The organism is Streptomyces sp. NPDC006458 (assembly GCF_040612135.1).
Lineage (GTDB): Bacteria > Actinomycetota > Actinomycetes > Streptomycetales > Streptomycetaceae > Streptomyces.
The window spans coordinates 14,319-37,098 of sequence record NZ_JBEXPR010000017.1; the positions used below are offsets into that span (position 1 = coordinate 14,319).

A 22,780-nucleotide genomic window follows, 5' to 3' on the forward strand; every position below is an offset into this window, starting at 1 on the left:
GGGGCCCGCTGTGGCAAGAAGTGGCGATGCGCCCACCGGCGCCGACGACAGCTCGTGGGGCTGACATGACGACTCCACCCGACGACCGCTCCTTCCGCCGTGAAATGGCCACCGCCTACCGCTCCGGCTGGCACTTCATCGATCTGGTCACCGCTCTCCCCCACAACGGTGACTCCCTGATGGTGACCGTGTTCGGCGAACCTGTCGTCGTCACCCGGGACGAGGAAGGCGACGTACGGGCCTACCGGTGCCTGCGCCGGCCGCGAGGCGCGCCGCAGCCCGTGCGGTGTGCCATCCGGTACGGAATGATCTTTGTGAACCTGGACCAGCGAGACCACCGACTGGCGGACCCCAAGACCGCCCCGGAACCACGAACCATCTCGGCCACCCCCCGCAGTGCCTGACGCGATTCCCCCGTCGTAACAAGATCGCCTCAGGTGCTTCCCCCCGCAGCGGCGTCACCGTGACCTGAACACGGTGACGCCGCTGCAGTTTTACGGGATTTACGCGGACTTCCGACGACATGCGCCGCGGCCTCGGCGCGGCTGGAATCAGGCCCTGCCGAGAGCCCGGGTCACTTCGATCTCGATCACGACTCGAGTGGGGTTCGAGGCGGGTGTCCGCTCGTAGCGCTCGGCGTAGCGCCGTACCGCTTCGGCCACCCGGTCCGGATCGTCGCGCACACGCGCCCGGCCCTCCAGCGTCGCCCAGCGCCGGCCGTCCACCTGGCACACCGCCACCGGGGCCCCCTCCGGGCCCGTGGCCAGCACGTTTCGCGCCTTGCTGCTGGCGCCGTCGGTGATCACACGGGCCAGGCCCGCCCCGGGGTCGTAGGTCACGCCGACCGGCACGACATGCGGGCTGCCATCCGGGCGCAGAGTTGTCAAGGTGCACAGGTGCCGTTCCCGCCAGAAGGTGAGATACGCCGGGTCCGGAACGGCCAGGTCCTGGGCGTGCGTCCCCCGGGGTGTGCTCGCGCTCGTCGTCATACCGCGAACCTAACCGCCGGGAGCCGCCCCGGCGCACCCTTGAGTGGAATAGACTCAACTTTGTGTACGTTGACTGAGTCAGCACTGGGAGACGTGGCACTGACGGCTGACGCAAGGAGGAGAAGGCGAACGTGGACGCCGAGCTGACCAACCGGAGCCGGGACGCGATCAACGCGGCCGGCAACCGCGCCGTGACCGAGGGTAACCCGGACCTCACCCCTGCCCATCTGCTCCTGGCTCTGCTCCAGGGGCAGGAGAACGAGAACATCACCGACCTGCTCGCGGCCGTCGACGCCGACCAGGCCGCCGTGCGGGCCGGGGCCGAGAAGGTGCTCGGCGCGCTGCCCAGCGTGACCGGGTCCACCGTCGCGCCCCCGCAGCCCAACCGGGAACTGCTGGCCGTCATCGCCGACGCGCAGTCCCGGGCCAAGGACCTCGGCGACGAGTACCTGTCCACCGAGCACCTGCTCATCGGCGTCGCCGCCAAGGGCGGTGCCGCCGCCGACGTGCTCACGCAGCAGGGCGCCAGTGCGAAGAAGCTGCTGGAGGCGTTCCGCAAGGCCCGCGGCGGCCGGCGCGTCACCAGCGCCGACCCCGAGGGCTCCTACAAGGCACTGGAGAAGTTCGGCACCGACTTCACCGAGGCCGCCCGCGAGGGCAGGCTCGACCCGGTCATCGGGCGGGACCAGGAGATCCGGCGGGTCGTGCAGGTGCTGTCCCGGCGCACCAAGAACAACCCCGTCCTCATCGGTGAGCCCGGCGTCGGCAAGACCGCCGTCGTCGAGGGGCTCGCCCAGCGGATCGTCAAGGGTGACGTGCCCGAGTCGCTCAAGAACAAGCGGCTCGTCGCGCTGGACCTCGGGGCCATGGTCGCGGGCGCGAAGTACCGCGGCGAGTTCGAGGAGCGGCTGAAGACCGTGCTCGCCGAGATCAAGGCGAGCGACGGGCAGGTCATCACCTTCATCGACGAGCTGCACACCGTCGTCGGCGCGGGCGCCGGCGGCGACTCCGCCATGGACGCGGGCAACATGCTCAAGCCGATGCTGGCCCGCGGCGAGCTGCGCATGGTCGGCGCCACCACGCTCGACGAGTACCGCGAGCGCATCGAGAAGGACCCGGCGCTGGAGCGGCGCTTCCAGCAGGTGCTGGTCGCCGAGCCGAGCGTCGAGGACACCATCGCGATCCTGCGCGGACTCAAGGGCCGCTACGAGGCCCACCACAAGGTCCAGATCGCGGACGCGGCCCTGGTCGCCGCCGCCACGCTCTCCGACCGGTACATCACCTCCCGCTTCCTGCCCGACAAGGCCATCGACCTCGTCGACGAGGCCGCCTCCCGGCTCCGCATGGAGATCGACTCGTCCCCGGTCGAGATCGACGAACTCCAGCGCGCCGTCGACCGGTTGAGGATGGAGGAGCTCGCCCTCGGCAAGGAGACCGACGCCGCCTCCCGCGAACGGCTGGAGAAGCTGCGCCGCGACCTCGCAGACAAGGAGGAGGAGCTGCGCGGCCTCAACGCCCGTTGGGAGAAGGAGAAGCAGTCCCTCAACCGGGTCGGCGAACTCAAGGAACGGCTCGACGGGCTGCGCGGCCAGGCCGAACGCGCCCAGCGCGACGGCGACTTCGACACCGCCTCCAAGCTGCTGTACGGGGAGATCCCGGCGCTGGAGCGCGACCTGGAGGCCGCCTCGGAGGCCGAGGAGGAGGCCTCGAACGACACCATGGTCAAGGAGGAGGTCGGCTCCGACGACATCGCCGACGTCGTCGCCTCCTGGACGGGCATCCCGGCCGGGCGTCTGCTGGAGGGCGAGTCGCAGAAGCTGCTGCGCATGGAGGACGAGCTCGGTCACCGGCTGATCGGCCAGTCCGAGGCCGTGCGGGCCGTCTCCGACGCCGTACGGCGCTCACGGGCCGGGATCGCCGACCCGGACCGGCCCACCGGCTCCTTCCTGTTCCTCGGTCCGACCGGTGTGGGCAAGACCGAGCTGGCCAAGGCGCTCGCGGACTTCCTGTTCGACGACGAGCGGGCCATGGTCCGCATCGACATGTCCGAGTACGGCGAGAAGCACACCGTGGCCCGCCTGGTCGGCGCGCCGCCCGGCTACATCGGCTACGAGGAGGGCGGCCAGCTCACCGAGGCCGTCCGCCGCCGCCCGTACAGCGTGGTCCTGCTGGACGAGGTGGAGAAGGCGCACCCGGAGGTCTTCGACGTCCTGCTCCAGGTCCTCGACGACGGCCGCCTCACCGACGGCCAGGGCCGCACGGTCGACTTCCGCAACACCATCCTGATCCTGACCTCGAACCTGGGCAGCCAGTACCTGGTCGAGCCGATGACCTCCGACGAGGAGAAGAAGCAGCAGGTCCTCGAAGTGGTGCGGGCCTCCTTCAAGCCGGAGTTCCTCAACCGCCTGGACGACCTGGTGGTCTTCTCCGCCCTGTCGAAGGACGAGCTGGGCCGCATCGCCCGGCTCCAGATCGACCGCCTGGCCCGCCGTCTGGCCGAGCGCCGGCTGACGCTGAAGATCACCCCCGAGGCCCTGGCCTGGCTCGCCGACGAGGGCAACGACCCGGCCTACGGCGCCCGCCCCCTGCGCCGTCTCGTCCAGACCGCCATCGGCGACCGCCTCGCCAAGGAGATCCTGGCGGGCGAGATCAAGGACGGCGACACGGTCCGCGTCGACACCTTCGGCGAGGGTCTGATCGTGGGCCCGGCGACCGGAAAGACCCTCTGAGCGAGTTGACGCAGAGTGACCGTCCGGCCCCGCACGGCCCGCCCTTCACCCGGGTGCGGGCCGCGTTGTGCTGCGATCGGCCGGATCGTGTCCGCCGAGGGCTGACAGGGGTAGTCGGGGGTTGCCACGCCCCTCCCCGCATGGGGGAGGATGACGGAATCCGTACGAAGGGAAATTCACGGTGAGCATCGACCCGTCCTCGATTCCGAACTTCGGGGGCCAGCCCCAGCCGCAGTCCCAAGGACCGGCGGGCCCCGTCGTCCCGGATCAGGACCTTGTGAAGCAGCTCCTGGACCAGATGGAGCTGAAGTACGTCACCGACGAAGAAGGTGACCTCGCCGCGCCGTGGGAGACGTTCCGTACGTACTTCATGTTCCGCGGTGAGGGGGAGCAGCAGGTCTTCTCGGTGCGGACGTTCTACGACCGCCCGCACCAGATCGAGGAGAAGCCGCAGCTCCTGGAGTCGATCGACGACTGGAACCGGCGCACCCTGTGGCCGAAGGTCTACACGCACACGCACGACGACGGCACGGTCCGTCTGATCGGCGAGGCGCAGATGCTGATCGGCACGGGCGTGAGCCTGGAGCACTTCGTGTCGTCGACGGTGAGCTGGGTGCGTGCGGCCATCGAGTTCGACCGCTGGCTGGTCGAGCAGCTCGGTCTGGAGCAAGACGTCGACGGCATCGACGAGGAGAAGCCGGAGGACGGCGAGGCGGGCGAGTAGGCCCCCGGAGCCGGTCCGCTTCCCCGAGCGCGGGCCCGCCTCTTCCGACGGCGGCCCCGGCCGCGTCGGCGTGCCCGGTCACAGGGGCGTATGCGCCACCACGACCAGGTACGCGCCGTAACCGTACGAGAGCCCGGCCAGGGCGCAGACCACCACGGTGGCGTGCCACGGCCGGGCTCTCGCCGTGCGGACCAGGGCCAGGGCCGGCGGCGGCAGCAGATGCCGTACGAAGCGCGCCGAGCCCCGGCCGAGGTCGGAACGGGAGCCCCAGCGGCGCTGCACCGCGAAGTAGCCGACGGCCGTCCTCGCGACGGCGGGCCGCGAGCGCCGAGCAGGTCGCCCGAGCGGTGGCCGACCCACAACATGTACGAGGGCCGGTCGATCGGCGCGAGCGCGGCGGCCGTCCACAGCCTGTGGGTAACTTTTCCGGGCGTCCGGCGGGTGCGCCACAGCTCACGGACCGCCACAGCTCGCGGCCCGCCACGGCTCGCGGACCGCCACAGCTCGCGGCCCGCCGTCGCGAGGACGGCCGTCGCGACCGCGAAGCCGTTGGGACGGGACAGTCCGGCCAGGGCCGCCAGGGTGCCGCCCACAGCCGGTTCCGGCGCAGCACGGCGTACAGCGCCCAGGCCGCGAAGGCGGTGAGCACCGGCTTGGTGTAGGCCATCGACAGCACCACCGAGTGCGGCAGCAGGGTGCCACCGATGAAGGCGGGGCACGGGTCGCTGGCACCCGCTGGCGGGTCAGCGGCGGATAACGGCATGCTCCCCGGCGCGGTGGTTTTCTGAGGTCCTCGAAGTCCCGCTGTGAAGTGCTGGGCCGACTGAACTGCATCTTTCATCACAACGACCCTTCGATATTACGTTTCCATCACATTGGGCGGGAAGCGCAAATGGCCCCCTCTGGGATCTATAGGGGGATAAATTTCACTTCTCGGTGGATTCCGGAATTCAATTATCGGTCAAATCGGACGCTGTGCCATGTCGGCTTGATGTGGACCGAGTTGGGTGAAGCTGCGATTTGGCGCGTACGCGCCATATTTGATGATTCGTCAACTCGCCTTGCTGACAGTGGCCTTTGTGGAAATCCCCCATGCCGGACGCACTTTGCCCGGCATGAACAGGGGAGGGGTCGCTGATGCGACACAAATTCAGACCCGGGCGCAGGCGCGGGTGCAGGTCAACGCGCACAACAGCCGTCACTGCGGCGATGCTGGTGCTCACCCTGACTGGTGGTGCTCTGTCATCTATCGGTCAGGCGGCGGCCGACGACACGCCTTCTGGCTCCACCGCTTCTGCTGCGACCGAGCAGCGGGACTTCGGTCTGGCGGAGGCCGAGGACGAGGGCACGGCCCGTGTGCTTGCCCAGGCCGAGAACCGCCGTATCGAGATCCTCTCGGAGCGTACCGAGACGGGCTCTACGTATGCCAATCCCGACGGCACGCTCACGGCGGAGGCGTTCGCCGCGCAGGTCCGGGTGAAGGAGGACGGCAAGTGGGAGGACATCGACACCACGCTGTCCGACAGCGGTGCCGACCTCAAGCCCGAGACCGCGGCCGCAGACATCGCGGTCTCCGACGGTGGTGACACCGATCTGGCCTCGGTGTCGGACGACGGCAAGTCTTTCGGGCTCGGTTGGGAGGACAAGCTGCCCACCCCCACGGTGGACGGCGACACCGCCTCGTACGCGCTGAGCGGGGGCGAGACGCTCCAGGTGACCGCGCTGCCCCAGGGCTTCTCCCAGAACGTGCTCCTCGACCGGGCCCCGGACGGACCGGTGTCGTACCGGATCCCCCTGGAACTGCACGGGCTTCGCCTCTCCGAGGCCGACTCGGGGCACCTGCTGCTCAAGGACTCCTCCGGTGACCTGGTGGCCGAGGCGCCCGCACCGATGATGTGGGACTCCAGCAGGGACGAGTTGTCCGGCGAGCCGGAGAACCAGGCTCGGGTGGACGCCGACATCGAGACCGCTGCAGATGGGTCGCAGACCCTGGTCCTCACCCCGAACGCGGACTTCCTGGCCACGGCCACCTACCCGGTGACGGTGGATCCGACCTCTACCCTCGCGGTGACCACGGACACCTGGGTGGCCACCAACTACACCGACTCGCAGATCTCGTCGACCGAGTTGAAGTCGGGACGTACAACGGGGGTTCCACCAAGGCCCGTTCGTACCTGAAGTTCGACGTCTCGGACTTCGTGGGCAAGCACATCACCGACACCAACCTGGCCCTGTACTCGTACTGGTCCTCCTCGTGCTCGACGTCGGGCGCGGGCACCCAGGTGCGGCGGATCATCTCGTCCTGGTCGTCGTCGAGCGTGACCTGGGACGACCAGCCTTCGACGACCACCACGGGCGCGGTCACCAACACCGCCGCCAAGGGCTACTCGGACGACTGCCCGGCCGGCACCATGAACTTCGACATCGACGGCATCGTCCAGTCCTGGGCCGACGGATCCACGAACTACGGCATCCAGGTGCGTGGCGCGAGCGAGACCGACTCGCTGACCTGGCGCCGCTTCCGGTCGGCGAACTATGCCTCGGGTGACTCGGCCACCGAGCCGCACCTCACCGTCACCTACAACTCGTACCCGAGCACCGCCCTTCAGTTCTTCCCGCTCAGCGGAATGGTTACTGCCGATGCCACCCCCACCCTGTGGGCCAGGGCGACGGACGCCGACTCCGACCAGCTCCGCTACACCTTCGAGGTCTGGGACAGCGGCCTGACGACCCGTAAGACCACCGGCAACTCCAAGTACGTACTGTCCGGACGGATGGGCACCTGGACCTCGGGCACGCTGCCCGCGGGCACGTACAAGTGGCGGGTCAAGGCGTACGACACGACCGACCTGTCGAAGGCGTGGTCGGCCTGGCGCACCCTGACCGTCGATCCGACGGCCCCCGCCGCGCCCGCCATCACCAGCAGCAGCCACGGCTCGTCGGCCAACTGGTATGCCGACGACTTCACCGGCACCCTCAGCGCCGACGACACCAGTGGCATCAACGGGTACGCGGTCAAGGTCGACAAGAGCCCGGCCACCAGCGCCGGCACCACGGTCACCCAGACCTCTACGGCCGTGTCCGCCACGGACCGGACCGACGGCACCTGGTACGTCCACGCGGCGGCCCGGAACGCGGCCGGCCTGTGGTCACCGACCCAGACCTTCCCCTTCAACGTCGACACGACGGCCCCGGGCGCGGCGACCGTCACCTCGTCCACGCACCCGCTGAGCGCATCCACGTACGCGAGCCGGACGGCCGCCTTCGCCTGGACTGCACCCAGCGACACCTCCGGTGTGTCCGCGTACGCGGTCACCGTGGACCAGAGCAGCACGACGCTGCCCAGCAGCACCGGCACGCAGAGCGCCGCGTCCTACACCACCACGGTGAGCGCCGACGGCACCTGGTACCTGCACGTCCGAGCCAGGGACAAGGCGGGCAACTGGTCCGCGTCCGCCGCCCACTACGCCTTCACGGTCGACTCCACCCTGGGCCTGCTGCCGACGGTCACCTCCTCCACCCACCCCGACCAGACGGCCGCCTACAAGGCGACCGCCTTCAAGGCGACGTGGACGACCAGCGCCACCGCAACCGGCTACAGCTACACCGTGGACTCCAGTGCCACCACCGTCCCGGACACCACGGCCGACTCCACGACCGCAAGCTACAGCGCCACCGTCGCACAGGGCGCCTGGTACCTGCACGTCCGCGTCGTCAACTCGGCCGGAACCTGGGGACCCGCGGCCCACTACCGCTTCACCGTCGACACCGCCGCGCCCGCCGCGCCCACGGTCTCCTCACCGGACTTCCCGGACGACGCCTGGGCCGGTGACGTGGGCGACACCGGGACGTTCACACTGACGTCCGCAGACAAGGGCCTGGACACCTTCACCTACGCCCTGAACGGCGGTACGGCCACTACGGTCGCCGCCTCCGCCGCGGCCACCGCGATCGAACTGACCCCGGCGAGCGAGGGCAGCCACAAGCTCACCGTCACCGCCACCGACAAGGCCGGCAACACATCCGCCGCGACCGTCTACACCTTCCACGTCGGCGCCGCCGGCCTCACCACGCCACTGTCCGGCGAGGAGATCGGCCACTCGGTCACCCTCACCGCGGCCGGACCCGCAGACCTGGCCGGGGCCACCTTCCAGTACCGGCGCAGCGACAGCGACAACTGGTCGGACATCCCGGCCTCCGCCGTTACCCTCGCCTCCGACCGCACCGCCGTCACCTGGCCGGTCGCCTTGACCGCCGGTGTCACCCCGGCGCTCACCTGGACCACCGACGCCGTCGCCGACGACGGAGACCTCCAGCTGCGAGTGACCTTCACGGGCGCCAACGCCCCGGCGCCCTCCGCGTCCGCTGCCGTCCTGCTGAACCGTGTCGAGGTCACCGACGACGGCACCGACCTCGACAGCCTGGCCTCACCGACCGCCGTCGAGTCGTACGCGCTGGAGACGGCCGAGGACCGGGCCGAGGCGTCTCCCGACACCCTCGCACCGCCCTACCTCGACCAGGACACCGGCAGGATCGTCGCCCCGGTCGCCGACAGCGACGCGAAGGCCGACGCCACCGCGACGATCTCCCTGACCGACGTCCCGGTCGACGAGGGAGGCGACGACACCACCGTGGACGACGCGGACGAGGCTGCCAACGGCACCACCACGACTGAGGACGACGTGGCCGGCACCGTCACCACCACCGACGCCACCGTGATCCCCACAACCAAGGTCGTCGACCACAGCCAGGCCCAACTCGACTCCATCGCCGACGAGGTCTTGCTGCTCGACGACGACGACCTTCCCGGTGCCTCCGCGCTCGCCAGTGCGGATGTCGACGCCGAGACCAACAAGGTCGTCGTCGAGATCGCCGCAGACAACCCCGAACTCACCGACGGGCTCGGCCAGCGATACGGCACTGACACCGTCACCGTCCGCGTTAACCCCGGCGTCACTCAGCTCCAGGAGACCTCGACCCGCTGGACCGACACGAACCCCTACAAGGGAGGAGCAGGCTACGAGTCCCACTGGGCCTCGGGCGATGCGGCGGGGAAGTTCAATGCATGCACCACCGGCTTCGCTTGGACGTACAACGGCAACCCCTACATCGTCAGCGCCGGGCACTGCACCTACGCCGACGGATACATGGACAGCTGGGACAACACCGGCACCGACAACTCGGTCACCGTCGGCTTCGTCGACGTCGACAACTACGCCAACGGCAAGGGCTCGGTGAAACTCTCCGGCCAGAACTACTATTCGGGAGACCTTTCGCTGATCGAGGTCATCGAGAACAAGTACAACGTGTCCGCACGTATCTACCAGCACGACAGTGTGATGCGGCGGGTGGACAACCGGTTCACCACACGGTCGTCGAAGGGACAGAAGTTCTGCACCGGAGGCGGCCGCTCCAGCGAGTTGTGCGGCTGGAAGGTGACGGAGACCAGGAAGCGGTTCAAGTACGACAACGGGGACGTGGCGCACAACCTGACCGTGGGCCAGAAGAACTCGGGAGCATGCGTCATCTCCGGTGATTCCGGCGGACCCGTCTACACCGTGAAGTCCAACGGCCACGTCAACGCGAAGGGCATCATCTCGGGTGCGGGCTGCAAGTCGGTGAGCGACGACGGCGAGTGCAGTGACGGGTGGGACGGCAAGTGCACGGTGTTCTTCACGGACATCGCTCTGGCCGAAAAGGCACTCCCGGGAGGGGTCAAGAAGTGGTGAGACGAACGGTGAGGCTGGGAGTCCTGGCAATGGTCTCCGTCGTGGCGGTGACCGCGTCGGCGTGCAGCAGCTCCAAGCCGTGCGCCGGCGTCGGTGTCACATCTCAAATCGGCGTGATGTTCCTCCAGCAGGGCTACACCGACCTCGCGGGCGCCTCCTACGAGCTGTGCGCAGGGGGCAGATGCGTCAAGGACAAGCTCGAACAGGAAGACATCACCCGAGTGAGCCTGCCTCTTCCCGACGACGTGGACGCCGACCTCGGCACGGTCCGCTTTCGAGTCACGCCGAAGGGAAGTAGCAGTCCCGAGATCGACGCTTCCTCCGACGTGAAGCTCACCCGCCAGTCCGACGGCTGCGGCGGCGGCGCCTACAGCCAGGGCCTCGCCTTCACCAAAGAAGGCGGGCTGACCACGAAAATCCCGTCAAGTGTGACCGCTGCGTGGCGCGATCACCTCAAGTCACTGGCCTCACCCTCCGAATCCTCCTGACACGCGTGTCCCTCCACAGCCGGCATCCGGCTGTGGAGGGGCGCTGATCAGGCCAGCACCCTGCTCGGCATCCTCACGACTGACAGCCCATCCAACCGGCCAGGTGAGAGCGAGCCCCTCACCAGTAGCTTCGTCGATGTCTGCGGACCATCCGATGCTGCCGGAACGATGCCGAATGCTGCCCGAACTCGCCCTTCGTGAGTCCGTAGCCCGTGCGGTCGCCACCGCGATCGCTCATAGCCCGGTCGCACCACCTTCCTCGTCGCAGCACTCTTCGCCGACTTCCTGCGAACCGGTGTACCCCTGAATCCCGCCGAGGCGGTGGCCCGACTGCCGCAGAGCTTGCCGCACCTGCTGGAACTGCCCCTGCGGACCACGCTGAACGGCGACCCGTGGATGCGGCACTTGATGGTGGGGCTGGCACAAGCGCGGGGTCAGGGTATGCCGTTGGAGCTTGTGGTCGCAGCGGCCACCGCTGCCGCCATGGCCGCGGGTCAGGAGCTCCGCCCGCTGGCCCCGGGCGAGGCCCGCGAGAAGCTAGCCTCAATACCGGTAACTTAGGGGCAATCCGGCCGTTGTTGTTGGCGTGGCAAGAGCGGGTCAGTCGAAGTCATCTGGTGAGCGGTTGTCGGACCGGGTCGCGGTCGGGGTGCTGACACAGGCGTTTCCTCAGTCGCTTGTGGACGAGGTGTTGGCGGAGACGGGTCGGGTGCAGCAGCGGAACCGGCTGTTGCCGGCCCGGCTGGTGGTCTACTTCGTGTTGGCGATGTGCCTGTTCTCCGGGCAGAGCTATGAGGAGGTCGCCCGGCTGCTGACCGCAGGTTTGCAGGGTGCGCGGCGTTGGCGTACGCCGTGGGTGGTGCCGAGTACGGCGGCGATCTGGAAGGCCAGGTCGCGGCTGGGGGTGGCGCCGTTGCGGCAGTTGTTCGCGCGGGTGTGCCGTCCGGTTGCCACACCGGACACTCGGGGCGCCTTCTACCGCGACTGGCGGTTGACCGCGATCGACGGCACAACATTCGACCTGCCCGACACGAAGGCGAACGTGGAGGCGTTCGGCCGTCCGCCCCGCTCCGGTCGTGGTGAACAGGACGTCGGCTACCCGCAGTTGCGCATGGTCGGCCTGGTGGAGTGCGGTACCCACGCCGTCTTCGATGCTGCGACCGGAGGATTGCGCACCGGAGAGCAAACTCTGGCCCGGGCGGTCATGGTGTCCCTGCGACCGGGGATGCTGCTGCTGGCCGACCGTGGCTTCTACGGCGTGGACCTGTGGCGCACAGCCGCGGCCACGGGGGCGGACCTGCTGGGGCGAGTCCGCAAAGACCTCGTGCTGCCGGTGGTCGAGCAGTTGTCGGACGGCTCGTATCTCACCGAGATCTTCGATCGCAGCGACATCCACCACACCCGTCGTGGGGTGCCGGTACGCGCGGTGGAATACACCATCGCCGGCCATGAGGGCGTCTACCGGCTCATCACCACGATTCTCGACCCGGACAAGGCCCCAGCCGCGGAACTGGCCGCCCTCTACGCCCAGCGATGGGAGTTCGAGTCCACCCTCGACGAAATCAAGACCCACCTCGGCGGGTCGCACCTGGTACTGCGTTCGCAGCACCCCGACGGGGCCGAGCAGGAACTTTACGGCTTTCTGCTCGTCCACCATGCGATCCGGCACCTGATGCACCAGGCCGCACGACAAGCCGACCGGGACCCCGACCGGATCTCCTTCACCCGCTCACTGCGCGTCGTGCGCCGCCAGGTCACCGACCAGGCGGCATTTTCCCCCCGGCCGACTCGCCCGCGCGGTCAAAGCCACCCATGCTGAACTCCTCGAACGCCTCCTGCCACGGCGACGCCGCCGGGCCAACCCCCGCGTCATCAAACGCAAAGTCGCCAGCTGGCCCCTCAAACGCGCTGCCCACCGCGTTGCAGACCGCCCATGTGCTGCGGCCGTCACCATCGTTGGCGCCACCAAACCCAAACGGGCCAAGCGGTCACCAAAGCCCTAAGTTACCGGTATTGAAGCTAGCCTCGCCGTTTCGGTTGGGTCGGCTGAGCCGAACCGATCGCAATGGGCCGTGGCTGTCGGCTGTTTCTCGCCCGTGGGCATGGCTGGGGCCCGACGCTCAGTCGAGTGCACCAGGTCCTCACGTAGTAGGCGCTCAGGGACGAATCCGCTGGTCAGGTAGCCGGTCTCGGCAGGGCCGCGAGGCAGGCGAAAGCGTTCACCAGCTCGTGCCGCCACGGCCAGGTGGCGGAGATCCGCAGGCGGAGGCGGCGTCCGCCGCGGGTGCGGCGGGCGGCTGCGTGGAGCAGCCGGTAGCGGAGCTTCTTGGGCTCGTCGGTTGCCAGCTCCGGCTTCCAGCAACAGTGTTTGGGCCCAGGCGAGCAGGTCGACGGCGGTGAGAGCCAGTTCGAGCCAGGCAACGTTGATCTGGAAGTGGCGGGAGGGGAAGCGGCCGAAGCCGGTGGATTTGTCGCAGCGGATGCGGTCTTCGACGCGGGCGCGCGCGGTGGCGGAAATCAAGCTGCTGCACGGAGCCTTCGCCGTAGGAGTGTCGGTGAGGAAGACCTGGTGACGCATGCCCTCGTCCAGGTCGAGCAACGACAGCTGGGCGCCGGGGTGTGGGCGTTCGCGCCGCACGATGATCCGGGTGCCGACGGGGTAGCCGTCCAGGTCGACCGTGCCGGTCAGCTCGGCGACCTGCGCGCCGTGGCGCAAGGAGCCGTCCTGTTCCAGCGCGGGGTGCCAGACCTGCTCGGGCAGGGCCCAGATCGCACGGCGGACCGGCTCGGAGTCTCATCGTCCCAGCTCAGAAGGCACTTTCGCTTTTCTGGTCAAGATCCGGACACCACCGCAAGTGAAACGCGCAGGTTAGCTGGTACTCCTGAAGCGGCACGCCTTGGGTTACGTGTCTGTACTCCACTGTGGCGACGCTATGGGGTACTGGCTGCTGCCGAGTTCGATCGGCAGGTCTGCCACCGTTCGAGTGCAGACCTGCCTGGAAGTCGACCCGCTCACGCCGGTGACGGTCTTGCCGCGGGCTCGTCGGGGCGAAGGGCTGTGAGCTCAGGACGCCAGGCGTTGCAGGCGGTCGGCGGCCTCGTGGAGAATCTCGTCCTTCTTACAGAAGGTGAACCGGACCTGGCTGCGACCGGCGTTGGGATCGTCGTAGAAGACGGAGTTGGGGATGGCGACGACGCCGCAGCGTTCGGGGAGGGCGCGGCAGAAGGCGTAGGCGTCCTTCTCGCCGAAGGGGGTGATGTCGGTGGTGATGAAGTACGTGCCCTGGGGCTGGTAGACCTCGAACCCGGCTGCCCGCAGTCCGTCGCCGAGCAGGTCGCGCTTGCGGCGGAGATCGGCGCGGAAGCCGTCGAAGTACGCGTCCGGCAGGCGCAGCGCTTCGGCGATCGCGTACTGGAAGGGGCCCGCGCTGACGTAAGTCAGGTACTGCTTGGCCGTCCGGACCGCGGAGACGAGCGGGCCGTTCGCCGTGACCCAGCCGACCTTCCAACCGGTGAAGGAGAAGGTCTTGCCGGCCGAGCCGATGGTGACCGTGCGCTCGCGCATGCCGGGTAGGGCCGCGATGGGGCGGTGGGTGCCCTCAAAGGCCAGGTGCTCGTACACCTCGTCGGTGACGACCAGCAGGTCGTGCTCGATGGCGAGTGCGGCGATGGCGCTCTGTTCGTCGGCGGTGAGAACCATCCCGGTCGGGTTGTGCGGGGTGTTGAGGAGCAGCAGACGGGTCCGCGGGGTGATCTTGGCGCGCAGCTCGTCGAGGTCTGGGCGGAAGGACGGGGCACGGAGGGTCAGAGGTACGCGCTTCGCGCCGGCCATCGCGATGCAAGCGGCGTAGGAGTCGTAGAAGGGCTCGAAGGCGATGACCTCGTCGTCCGGCTCCAGCAGCGCCAGCATGGTGGCAGCGATGGCCTCGGTCGCGCCGGCAGTGACCAGGACCTCTGTGCCGGGGTCGAAGGAGAGGTCGTAGAAGCGCTGTTGGTGGTCGGAGATCGCGGCGCGCAGTTCCGGAATGCCCGGGCCGGGCGGGTACTGGTTGCCCTTCCCTTCCCGCAGGGCGCGGACGGCGGCCTCCCGGATCTCCTCGGGCCCGTCGGTGTCCGGGAAGCCCTGGCCCAGGTTGATCGAGCCCGTCGCGGTCGCCAGTGCCGACATCTCCGCGAAGATCGTCGTCCCGAGTCCGTCCAGCCTTCGGTTCAGCAGGGGCCTGGCGTTCATGTCTCCACCGTTCTCACGCGGGTGCCTGTCGGTTCTCCGGGGACCATCCTGACTCATGGCTGGTCGTGGCCTCGCGCGGCGTGGGGACCATCGAGGGCGGCTGTCCCCCGGCGGGAAGACACGGGCCTCGATGCGGCGAGGGCCGACATCTCGGCGAAGATCGTCGTCCCGAACTCGGCGAGCCGACGGTTCAGGAGCGGGCGCGCGGTGGAGGTCATGGCGGCCATCCTGCGCCGAACCTCTGGAGTTCCTCAACTCTGCTTTGGCGCGTTCACGCGGCGGGCATCCCCGAGTCACGCAAGGAACGAGGCGCCCACGGGGGGCCGCTTCGGGGGAATCGGAAGGAGGGTGACGCCATGTTCCTCGGCATCATCCTGGCGGCGGTCGCCGTCGTCGTCCTGGTGGCGTTCGTCGCCTCCCTGAGCGAGAGCCGGCAGCGCCACAACCGCCGGCGTACGACCACGCGCACCCACCGTCGCAGCAGCGGGGGCGGCGGCGACGGTGGGTGGTGGGCCGGCGACAGCGGCGGCGGCAGCTCCTGCGGCGGTTCCTCGTCGTGCGGCAGCAGCTCGTCGTGCGGGGGCGGCTCGTCGTGCGGCGGGGGTGGCGGATGCGGTGGAGGCAGCTGACACGGGGCAGCTGAGCTTCGAACGGGGGAGCGCATCCGCGCCGAGCGCCCGCCGGGGGACGACCCCGGCGGGCGCCGTTCTTCCGGATGCTTCCCGGGTTCTTCCCGGGGGCGTCGCGGGGTCGTTCCGGGCCGCTCCGGCGCGCGCCGTAACCGATCAGGCGTACGCCCTGGTTGAACAGTTGAGCTGTGGGGCCCTCTGAGGGATGGAAACCGCACGAACTTGGGTGAAAACGCTGTGGCGGGGGCGCGGTTCATGATTCCCTCTACATCACCTGAGCAGCCCCTCGGACGTCCCCGCGGACCCTCCCCGACTGGGCTGACGGGGCCGAACTCCCGGTGTGACCGCCGAACTCCCGGTGCGACCGGGGCCGCCGGACCCACACACCGCCTTTCTCTCGCGTGCTAGCGGAGCCGATCCATGCTCACCACCCTGAAGACCTCCTACACCGACACGCGCGCGGCCGACCTCGCCTGGGCACTCGGACGCGAACCGCTCCCCGCCCTGGCCACCCTCGATCTGGAACTGACGAGGGCGAAGCTGCAGTTGAGACTCCTCGGAGCGTCGCACCAGGTGCTCCTGGAGGAGGACCAGGTCACCTGTTCGGAAACGGTGGCATGCATTCCCGGCAGCAGTACGCCCCTGCCGCTGGGCGTCGCCAAGCGCGTCGGCGACTGGGAGTACGAGTTCGCCGCGCGCGTCGAGGTGCTCTCCCCGGGCTCCTTCGCGGGCCGCGCCTCCGAACTTCTGGCCCTGGTCTCCGACCATCCCAACGGCCTCGCGGGCGTCTTCCCGGGCAGTCCGCACGCCTTCACCGCCCTGCTCGCCCAGCGGCACGAGGGCCAGGTGCAGTGGCGCACCTGGCACGCGTACCCGCAGGACGGGCAGTTGGTGGCGACCCGCACCCGTGTGGGCGTACGTGAGCCGGCCACAGCCGCATGACGCGGCCGGGCGGCGGGCGGTGTCGAAACGTCCCCCGTACAGCCAACTCCCAGTTCCACACGTGTGGGTGACCAAGCGTGCCGGACGCGTCACGTAACGTCGCAGTCGTGATCGAACCGCACGCACCGGCGCCACCCGGCGCCCCGCCCCCCTGGCGCAGGCCCGCACCCGCACCGCTGCCCGTACGGCAGGGCACCGGGCGCTTCCTGGTCCTCGCGTGCGTGTTCGTCTGCGCGGCCTGCGGGCTGGTCTACGAACTCGAACTCGTCGCCTTCGCCTCGTACTTGATCGGCGACTCGGTCACCCAGGCCTCCGTCGTGCTGTCCGTGATGGTCTTCGCGATGGGCGTCGGCTCGCTCGCCGCGAAACGGCTGCGCCCGCGCGCGGCCGTCGGCTTCGGCGCGATCGAGGCACTGCTGGCACTCGTCGGCGGATGCAGCGCGATGGCGCTGTACGCGGTGTTCGCCTGGACCGGCACCTGGGGAGGGCTGTGGGCGGCCGGCCCGCGCACCCTGCTGGTCGCCTTCTCCCTCGCCACCGGCCTGCTCATCGGCGCCGAAGTCCCGCTGCTGATGGAGCTGATACAGCGCATCCGCCGCCAGGACGCGGGCGGTGCGGTCGCCGACCTGTTCGCCGCCGACTACGTCGGCGCCCTCGTCGGCGGTCTCGCCTTCCCCTTTCTGCTGCTGCCCTTCCTCGGCCAGTTGACCGGCGCCATGCTCACCGGCGCGGTGAACGTGGTCGTCGGCGGCGCCCTCGTGCTCGGCCTGTTCCGCGGCGACCTCACCCGCCGCGCCCGCTGGCTGCTGATCCTCACCAACCTCACAGTGCTCGGCGTACTCGCCGCCGCGGCCGTTCTCGTCGACGACTTCGAGCGGGCCGCGCGGCAGGCGGTGTACGGCCGTGACGTGCGGGTCGCGCTCCAGACCGGGGTGCAGGAGGTCGTCCTCACCGGCGGCACCCACGGCCGCCCCCTCGACCTGTTCCTCGACGGCCGGCTGCGGGTCAGCGGCCTCGACGAACGCCGCTACCACGAGGCCCTGGTGCACCCCGCGATGAACGGCCCGCACGCCCGCGTGCTGATCCTCGGCGGCGGCGACGGCCTCGCCGCCCGCGAAGTGCTGCGCCGCCCCGGCGTCGTCCGCGTCGACATCGTCGAACTCGACGCGGCCGTCGTCCGCCTGGCCCGCCGCGACCCGGCCCTCGCCGCCCTCAACGGGCGTGTCTACGACGACCCGCGCGTCCACGTCAGCACCGCCGACGCCTTCGGCTGGCTGCGCGGGGCGCCCTCGTCGGCGTACGACGTGATCGTCTCGGACCTGCCCGACCCGGGCATCACGGCCAGCACCAAGCTGTACTCCCAGGAGTTCTACGGCCTCGCCCGCCGTGCCCTCGCCGACCACGGGCGGCTGGTCGTGCACGCGGGCCCGGTCGCCACCCGGCCGCACGCCTTCTGGACGGTCGACGCGACCCTGCGCGCCGCCGGACTGGCCACCTCGCCCTACCGCGTCGACGGCCGCGCCGCCGGGTTCGCCGCGGGCCCCGACCGCACCGCCCGCGCCGCCCGCGCCCCGCACGACTGGGGCTTCGTCCTCGCCGCCGCGGACGGCCCGCCGGCCCTCGGTTCCGACGGCACCCCGGGCGCGCCCGGCCGCGCGGCGCTGGCCGAGGGGGCACGGGCCGCGGAACGGACCCGGATCGCGGACGCGCCGGTGTCGACGCTCGTCCATCCCAGGTACTAGGCCCCAGCCTGTCGGGGCGCCAGGGGCTGTCGGGGCTCCGGGTGCCCTCGGGCACGCCCGGTTCCCGCGCCCCGGGTCCACGGTGCGCCCCGCACGCCGGCGGCCCGTTCCCCGCCCCGCGGGGCAGGGAACGGGCCGCCGATCCCCTGTCGCAGTGGCTCAGACGACGTTCAGTGTGCTGTACGACGCCACCTTCCAGCCGCGGGTGTTGTTGACCTTCAGCTGGTACTTGCCGCCGCCGCGCTTGAACGTCAGCGTGTGCTTCTCGCCGATGTAGCCGACCGTGCCGTTGCCCCAGTCCACCAGGAAGTTCCGCGAGGCGAACCCGAGGGTCCTCCTGCCGGGGAGGGGACGCCGGGCCGGAACGCCTGCTCGCCGCGGTAGCCGCGGTGCACGGCGGCGACGCCCTGTTCGCGCCCGTCGTCACCCGGCGTCTGGTCGAGGCCTACACCAGCCGCTCCGGCACTCGTTCCGCCGGCGAACCCCCGCCCGGCCTGAAGGCGTTGACCGGCCGCGAGGCCGAGGTGCCGCGCCTGGTCGCCCGCGGTCTGACCAACGCCGAGGCCGCCGACCGTCTCTTCATCGGCGAGGCCACCGTCAAGACCCACCTCAACCGCACCATGACCAAGCTGGGCCTGACCAGCCGGGCCCAGGCGGTGGTGGTGGCGTACGAGACGGGGCTGGTCGCGCCGGGCGAGGCGAGCGAGTGATCCGGCCCCGTCGGGGAGGGTGTTTTCGGGCCCCGGCTGGGTAGGCTCGGCCGACATGGAGCATGAGGTGCGTGTGCCGGTCTCCGGCGAGCGGGTGCGGGCGGCACTGGCCGACCCCGCGCGGGTCGCCCGGGCGCTCCCCGGGCTCCAGCAGGAGGCGGGCGCCGAGCCCGTCGCGGGCCGCCTCAAGGTCCGGATCGGCGGCACGAGCATCACCTACCGGGGCGCGGCGTCCGTGACCGCGCGCGAGGACGGCACGTACGCCGTCCAGGGCGAGGCGGTCGAGTCCCGGGGCACGGGTGCGGTGAGGTTCGAACTGATCCTCAGCGTGCGGGACACCGACGACGGTGCGGCCGTCGCCTTCACCGGCACGGGGACCGTGGACGGCCGGGCGGCGGACCTCGCGGACGACGCGGTCGCCACGGCGGTGACGCGCCTGCTGAACCGGTTCGTGGAGAATCTTGACGGCGGGGAGGCTGTGGAGCCGCCCGGGGCCGTGCAGGCGCCCGAAGCCGTGCAGGGACCCGAGGCCGTGCAGGGGCCTGAGGGCGGGGAGTCGTCCGAGGCCGAGGAGTCCGGCGCCGGCGAGTCCGGCGTGGAGGGGTCCGGCGCCGAGGAGGCCGGTGTGGAGGGGTCCGGCGCCGAGGAGGCCGGTGTCGAGGAGTCCGAGAAGGGCGCCTCCGCGTCCGTCTTCGAGACGGAGATTCCGCCGTCCTCCCTGGATCCGCTCGCCGACGACGTCGAGGACTCGGCCGAACCCCCCGCAGAGGCCGCCCACGCCCGTCGCACGATGATCGGCCGCAGTGCGGAAGAGGTCGACCACGCCCCGCCGCGCGGGCGTTACGCGCCGGTCCCGGCGCCGCAGACGATCGCCCCGGGTTCCACCCTCCGCTGGGCGGGGCCCGCCGCGGCTCTGGTCGTGGCCACCGTGATCGTGGCGGGGAGGGCACTGCGGCACCGCCGCCGTCTCTAGGGCCTGCCGTCGAACCGCGCGATTCTGGAAGGCGTGGGGAGCGGCGCGGGCAGTCCCGCGCGATTCGGCGAGGCGTGGGGAAGCCGCGCGAGCAGTCCCGCGCGACTCGGGAAGGCGTGGGGAGCCCGCGGGCTGTCCGATACGGCCTACGGGCGCCCACAATCGGCCACCGCCCCCCACCTGGGAGTTCACCGAAGTAAGGTCGCCTCGTGAGTAACGACGAGATCACGCTGACCGCAGGCGTAGCGGAACTGACGGTGACCCCCGCGGGCGGCGGCCGAGTGAGCGGCCTCCGCGTCGACGGCGTGCAACTGCTGAGGCAGGGCGACCACTACGGCTGCTTCCCGATGGTCCCCTGGTGCGGCCGCACCCGCGAGGGCCGGTTCCTGAACGGCGGAGTCGAGCACCGCATGCCGCTCAACGCGCCACCGCACGCCATTCACGGCACCGCCCGGGACGGCGCATGGTCCGTGGCCCGCGTCTCGGCGGACGAGGCCGTCATCACCTACGACCTGGTCGACCCCTGGCCCTACACCGGCCGCGTCACCCAGGCCGTCGCCCTCACGCCCGACTCCCTGACGCTCACCATGTCCGTGGAGACGTACGACTCCTCCTTCCCGGCCCAGATCGGCTGGCACCCCTGGTTCAACCGGACCCTCGACGGCACCGACGCGGACCTCGCCTTCGACGCCGCCTGGCAGGAGGAGCGCGGCGACGACCATCTGCCCACCGGCCACCGCATCGACCCCAAGTCCGGCCCCTGGGACGACTGCTTCGGCATGCCCGACGGTGTCGACGTCACCCTCACCTGGCCCGGGCTGCTGGAGCTGAAGGTGACCAGCCCCGAGCAGTGGGTGGTCATCTACGACGAGCAGGAGGCCGCCGTGTGCGTGGAGCCGCAGACCGGCCCGCCCAACGGGCTCAACACCCTCCCGCGCCTGGTCACGCCGCTGGAGCCGCTGGAGGCCACGACGACCTGGAGCTGGCGGCGGCTCTAAGCTGGTCGGCATGACGGATGCACGTGGCGCACTGCTGGCGCAGATCAAGGACAAGGCCGTGGTGCACGGCAAGGTGACGCTCTCCTCGGGTCTGGAGGCCGACTACTACGTCGACCTGCGTCGCGTGACCCTCGACGGCGAGGCCGCCCCGCTGGTCGGCCAGGTGCTGCTGGACCTCACCGCCGACCTCGACTTCGACGCGGTCGGCGGGCTCACCATGGGCGCCGACCCGGTCGCCGCCGCGATGCTGCACGCCGCCGCCGCCCGCGGCAGGCGCCTGGACGCCTTCGTCGTGCGCAAGGCCGCCAAGGCGCACGGCCTCCAGCGCCGCGTCGAGGGCCCGGACATCAAGGGCCGCCGGGTGCTCGTCGTCGAGGACACCTCCACCACCGGCGGCTCGCCGCTCACCGCCGTCGAGGCCGTGCGCGAGGCCGGCGCGGAGGTCGTGGCCGTGGCGACGATCGTCGACCGCGCCACCGGCGCCGCCGAGAAGATCCAGGACGGGGCGGGAGTGCCGTACCTGTTCGCGTACTCCAAGGACGAGCTCGGGCTGGACTGATCGTCCTACTCGTCAGTAGCGACCGCCCCTCGGACCGCGCCTGAACCTACCGGCCGAGTCTGGAAAGATGGGGCCGACGATGACGTCGCCCCCACCCCATGGTCTAGGTCAGGGCCGTAAGCACCAGTAACGCCCACCCGCACATACAAGGAGCGGACAGATGCCCATCGCAACCCCCGAGGTCTACAACGAGATGCTCGACCGGGCGAAGGCAGGCAAGTTCGCCTACCCGGCCATCAACGTCACCTCAAGCCAGACCCTGAACGCGGCTCTGCGCGGCTTCGCGGAGGCGGAGAGCGACGGCATCATCCAGATCTCGACGGGCGGCGCCGAGTTCCTGGGCGGTCAGTACAGCAAGGACATGGTGACCGGCGCGGTGGCCCTCGCCGAGTACGCGCACATTCTCGCCGAGAAGTACCCGGTCACCGTCGCCCTGCACACCGACCACTGCCCGAAGGACAAGCTCGACAGCTACGTCCGTCCGCTGCTCGCCGTCTCCGAGGAGCGCGTCAAGGCCGGCCGCAACCCGCTGTTCCAGTCCCACATGTGGGACGGCTCCGCGGAGACCCTCGCCGACAACCTGGCCATCGCCCAGGAGCTGCTCGCGCGCGCTGTCGCCGCGAAGATCATCCTCGAGGTGGAGATCACCCCGACCGGTGGCGAGGAGGACGGCGTCACCCACGAGATCAACGACGAGCTGTACACCACCGTCGACGACGCCATCCGCACCGTCGAGGCCCTCGGCCTGGGTGAGAAGGGCCGCTACCTGCTCGCCGCGTCCTTCGGCAACGTCCACGGCGTCTACAAGCCGGGCAACGTCGTCCTGCGCCCCGAGCTGCTGAAGGAGCTCAACGACGGCATCGCCGCCAAGTACGGCAAGGCCTCTCCGTTCGACTTCGTCTTCCACGGCGGCTCCGGCTCCACCGAGGAGGAGATCGCGACCGCGCTGGAGAACGGCGTCGTGAAGATGAACATCGACACGGACACGCAGTACGCGTTCACCCGGCCCGTGGCCGCGCACATGTTCCGGAACTTCGACGGCGTCCTCAAGGTCGACGGCGAGGTCGGCAACAAGAAGACCTACGACCCGCGGACCTGGGGCAAGCTGGCCGAGGCGTCGATGGCCGAGCGTATCGTGCAGGCCTGTGCGAACCTGCGGTCTTCGGGTACGAAGATCAAGTAAGCGGTGGTGGGCCTCTGAGTGAGGTCCGTCCGCTCGTGCTGTGCGGCGAGCCCGGTGCTTCGGTGCCGGGCTCGTCGCCGTCTTCGGGTCTGGTTTGTGGTCGTGGTCGTGGTCGTGGTCGTGGTCGTGGTCGTGGTTGCGGTTGCCGTTGTTT

At 70.1% G+C, this 22,780-nt stretch carries 17 protein-coding genes and 3 pseudogenes; 15 read left to right on the top strand and 5 right to left on the bottom strand.

What is annotated here, in order from left to right; all coding sequences use genetic code 11:
- Positions 1 to 65 precede the first annotated feature (65 nt).
- Positions 66 to 404, top strand: a complete 339-nt coding sequence (locus ABZZ79_RS23010) for a hypothetical protein (protein WP_356691472.1) — start codon at positions 66 to 68, stop codon at positions 402 to 404.
- Between the two features lie 147 nt (positions 405 to 551).
- On the opposite strand, the gene ABZZ79_RS23015 is transcribed toward ABZZ79_RS23010, so the two are convergent.
- The gene (locus ABZZ79_RS23015; protein ID WP_356691474.1) at positions 552 to 989 is read right to left on the bottom strand and encodes a TIGR03618 family F420-dependent PPOX class oxidoreductase; all 438 of its coding nucleotides are present in this window, start codon (positions 987 to 989) and stop codon (positions 552 to 554) included.
- A gap of 131 nt (positions 990 to 1,120) precedes the next feature.
- Here ABZZ79_RS23015 and clpB point away from each other — a divergent pair, with 131 nt between their 5' ends.
- The gene (clpB, locus tag ABZZ79_RS23020; RefSeq protein ID WP_356691476.1) at positions 1,121 to 3,718 is read left to right on the top strand and encodes an ATP-dependent chaperone ClpB; all 2,598 of its coding nucleotides are present in this window, start codon (positions 1,121 to 1,123) and stop codon (positions 3,716 to 3,718) included.
- Positions 3,719 to 3,899: 181 nt separating this feature from the next.
- On the top strand, positions 3,900 to 4,442 hold the full coding sequence (locus ABZZ79_RS23025; protein ID WP_356691478.1) for a YbjN domain-containing protein: 543 nt from the start codon (positions 3,900 to 3,902) through the stop codon (positions 4,440 to 4,442).
- A 78-nt stretch (positions 4,443 to 4,520) separates the two neighbouring features.
- Here the strand turns inward: ABZZ79_RS23025 and ABZZ79_RS23030 are convergent.
- Positions 4,521 to 5,136, bottom strand: a pseudogene (locus ABZZ79_RS23030) (hypothetical protein); the annotation flags it as partial.
- A gap of 515 nt (positions 5,137 to 5,651) precedes the next feature.
- Here ABZZ79_RS23030 and ABZZ79_RS23035 point away from each other — a divergent pair.
- The 4 genes from ABZZ79_RS23035 to ABZZ79_RS23050 all read left to right on the top strand — a co-directional run bounded on the left by ABZZ79_RS23035 (position 5,652) and on the right by ABZZ79_RS23050 (position 12,478).
- Positions 5,652 to 6,620, top strand: a complete 969-nt coding sequence (locus tag ABZZ79_RS23035) for a hypothetical protein (protein WP_356691480.1) — start codon at positions 5,652 to 5,654, stop codon at positions 6,618 to 6,620.
- Positions 6,617 to 10,171 (top strand): DNRLRE domain-containing protein, encoded by a 3,555-nt coding sequence (locus ABZZ79_RS23040; protein ID WP_356691763.1) that lies wholly within the window; start codon positions 6,617 to 6,619, stop codon positions 10,169 to 10,171. The genes ABZZ79_RS23035 and ABZZ79_RS23040 overlap by 4 nt, the downstream gene beginning before the upstream one ends.
- Positions 10,172 to 10,212: 41 nt before the next feature.
- Positions 10,213 to 10,659 (top strand): hypothetical protein, encoded by a 447-nt coding sequence (locus ABZZ79_RS23045; protein WP_356691482.1) that lies wholly within the window; start codon positions 10,213 to 10,215, stop codon positions 10,657 to 10,659.
- 586 nt (positions 10,660 to 11,245) lie between these two features.
- Positions 11,246 to 12,478 carry an IS4 family transposase gene (locus ABZZ79_RS23050; protein ID WP_356691484.1) on the top strand — a complete coding sequence of 411 codons (1,233 nt, stop codon included), beginning with the start codon at positions 11,246 to 11,248 and terminating at the stop codon, positions 12,476 to 12,478.
- Between the two features lie 356 nt (positions 12,479 to 12,834).
- Here the strand turns inward: ABZZ79_RS23050 and ABZZ79_RS23055 are convergent.
- Positions 12,835 to 13,450, bottom strand: a pseudogene (locus ABZZ79_RS23055) (transposase); the annotation flags it as partial.
- A gap of 273 nt (positions 13,451 to 13,723) precedes the next feature.
- Positions 13,724 to 14,890 carry a pyridoxal phosphate-dependent aminotransferase gene (locus ABZZ79_RS23060; RefSeq protein WP_356691486.1) on the bottom strand — a complete coding sequence of 389 codons (1,167 nt, stop codon included), beginning with the start codon at positions 14,888 to 14,890 and terminating at the stop codon, positions 13,724 to 13,726.
- A gap of 356 nt (positions 14,891 to 15,246) precedes the next feature.
- Between ABZZ79_RS23060 and ABZZ79_RS23065 the strand changes: the two genes are divergently transcribed.
- The 3 genes from ABZZ79_RS23065 (at position 15,247) to ABZZ79_RS23075 (ending at position 18,203) form a co-directional block, all read left to right on the top strand.
- Positions 15,247 to 15,519, top strand: coding sequence for a hypothetical protein (locus tag ABZZ79_RS23065; protein ID WP_356691488.1), 273 nt, complete (start codon positions 15,247 to 15,249; stop codon positions 15,517 to 15,519).
- Positions 15,520 to 15,939: 420 nt separating this feature from the next.
- Positions 15,940 to 16,461, top strand: a complete 522-nt coding sequence (locus ABZZ79_RS23070; RefSeq protein WP_356691490.1) for a DUF2617 family protein — start codon at positions 15,940 to 15,942, stop codon at positions 16,459 to 16,461.
- Between the two features lie 107 nt (positions 16,462 to 16,568).
- A complete protein-coding gene (locus tag ABZZ79_RS23075; RefSeq protein ID WP_356691491.1) occupies positions 16,569 to 18,203 on the top strand; it encodes a polyamine aminopropyltransferase in 1,635 nt (544 codons plus the stop codon).
- Positions 18,204 to 18,362: 159 nt separating this feature from the next.
- Here the strand turns inward: ABZZ79_RS23075 and ABZZ79_RS23080 are convergent, their stop codons facing one another.
- Positions 18,363 to 18,506 (bottom strand): hypothetical protein, encoded by a 144-nt coding sequence (locus tag ABZZ79_RS23080; protein WP_356691492.1) that lies wholly within the window; start codon positions 18,504 to 18,506, stop codon positions 18,363 to 18,365.
- A gap of 47 nt (positions 18,507 to 18,553) precedes the next feature.
- On the opposite strand from ABZZ79_RS23080, the pseudogene ABZZ79_RS23085 reads away from it, so the two are divergent.
- From ABZZ79_RS23085 to fbaA, 5 genes and pseudogenes are all read left to right on the top strand, one after another.
- A pseudogene (locus ABZZ79_RS23085) lies at positions 18,554 to 18,913 on the top strand (response regulator transcription factor); the annotation flags it as partial.
- A gap of 55 nt (positions 18,914 to 18,968) precedes the next feature.
- A complete protein-coding gene (locus ABZZ79_RS23090; protein ID WP_356691494.1) occupies positions 18,969 to 19,886 on the top strand; it encodes an SRPBCC domain-containing protein in 918 nt (305 codons plus the stop codon).
- A 209-nt stretch (positions 19,887 to 20,095) separates the two neighbouring features.
- A complete protein-coding gene (locus tag ABZZ79_RS23095; RefSeq protein ID WP_356691496.1) occupies positions 20,096 to 20,884 on the top strand; it encodes an aldose 1-epimerase in 789 nt (262 codons plus the stop codon).
- 10 nt (positions 20,885 to 20,894) lie between these two features.
- Positions 20,895 to 21,443 carry an orotate phosphoribosyltransferase gene (gene pyrE / locus ABZZ79_RS23100; RefSeq protein WP_356691498.1) on the top strand — a complete coding sequence of 183 codons (549 nt, stop codon included), beginning with the start codon at positions 20,895 to 20,897 and terminating at the stop codon, positions 21,441 to 21,443.
- Between the two features lie 160 nt (positions 21,444 to 21,603).
- The gene (gene fbaA / locus ABZZ79_RS23105; RefSeq protein WP_356691500.1) at positions 21,604 to 22,626 is read left to right on the top strand and encodes a class II fructose-bisphosphate aldolase; all 1,023 of its coding nucleotides are present in this window, start codon (positions 21,604 to 21,606) and stop codon (positions 22,624 to 22,626) included.
- Positions 22,627 to 22,780: the final 154 nt, after the last annotated feature.

Excerpts from the sequence above, each read along its gene's own strand:
- ABZZ79_RS23065 (WP_356691488.1), top strand. The coding sequence starts at position 15,247 with ATGTTCCTCGGCATCATCCTGGCGGCGGTCGCCGTCGTCGTCCTGGTG.
- ABZZ79_RS23090 (WP_356691494.1), top strand. The coding sequence starts at position 18,969 with ATGGAGCATGAGGTGCGTGTGCCGGTCTCCGGCGAGCGGGTGCGGGCG.
- ABZZ79_RS23015 (WP_356691474.1), bottom strand. The coding sequence starts at position 989 with ATGACGACGAGCGCGAGCACACCCCGGGGGACGCACGCCCAGGACCTG.
- pyrE (WP_356691498.1), top strand. The coding sequence starts at position 20,895 with ATGACGGATGCACGTGGCGCACTGCTGGCGCAGATCAAGGACAAGGCC.
- fbaA (WP_356691500.1), top strand. The coding sequence starts at position 21,604 with ATGCCCATCGCAACCCCCGAGGTCTACAACGAGATGCTCGACCGGGCG.
- ABZZ79_RS23070 (WP_356691490.1), top strand. The coding sequence starts at position 15,940 with ATGCTCACCACCCTGAAGACCTCCTACACCGACACGCGCGCGGCCGAC.
- ABZZ79_RS23010 (WP_356691472.1), top strand. The coding sequence starts at position 66 with ATGACGACTCCACCCGACGACCGCTCCTTCCGCCGTGAAATGGCCACC.
- ABZZ79_RS23060 (WP_356691486.1), bottom strand. The coding sequence starts at position 14,890 with ATGAACGCCAGGCCCCTGCTGAACCGAAGGCTGGACGGACTCGGGACG.
- ABZZ79_RS23035 (WP_356691480.1), top strand. The coding sequence starts at position 5,652 with ATGCTGGTGCTCACCCTGACTGGTGGTGCTCTGTCATCTATCGGTCAG.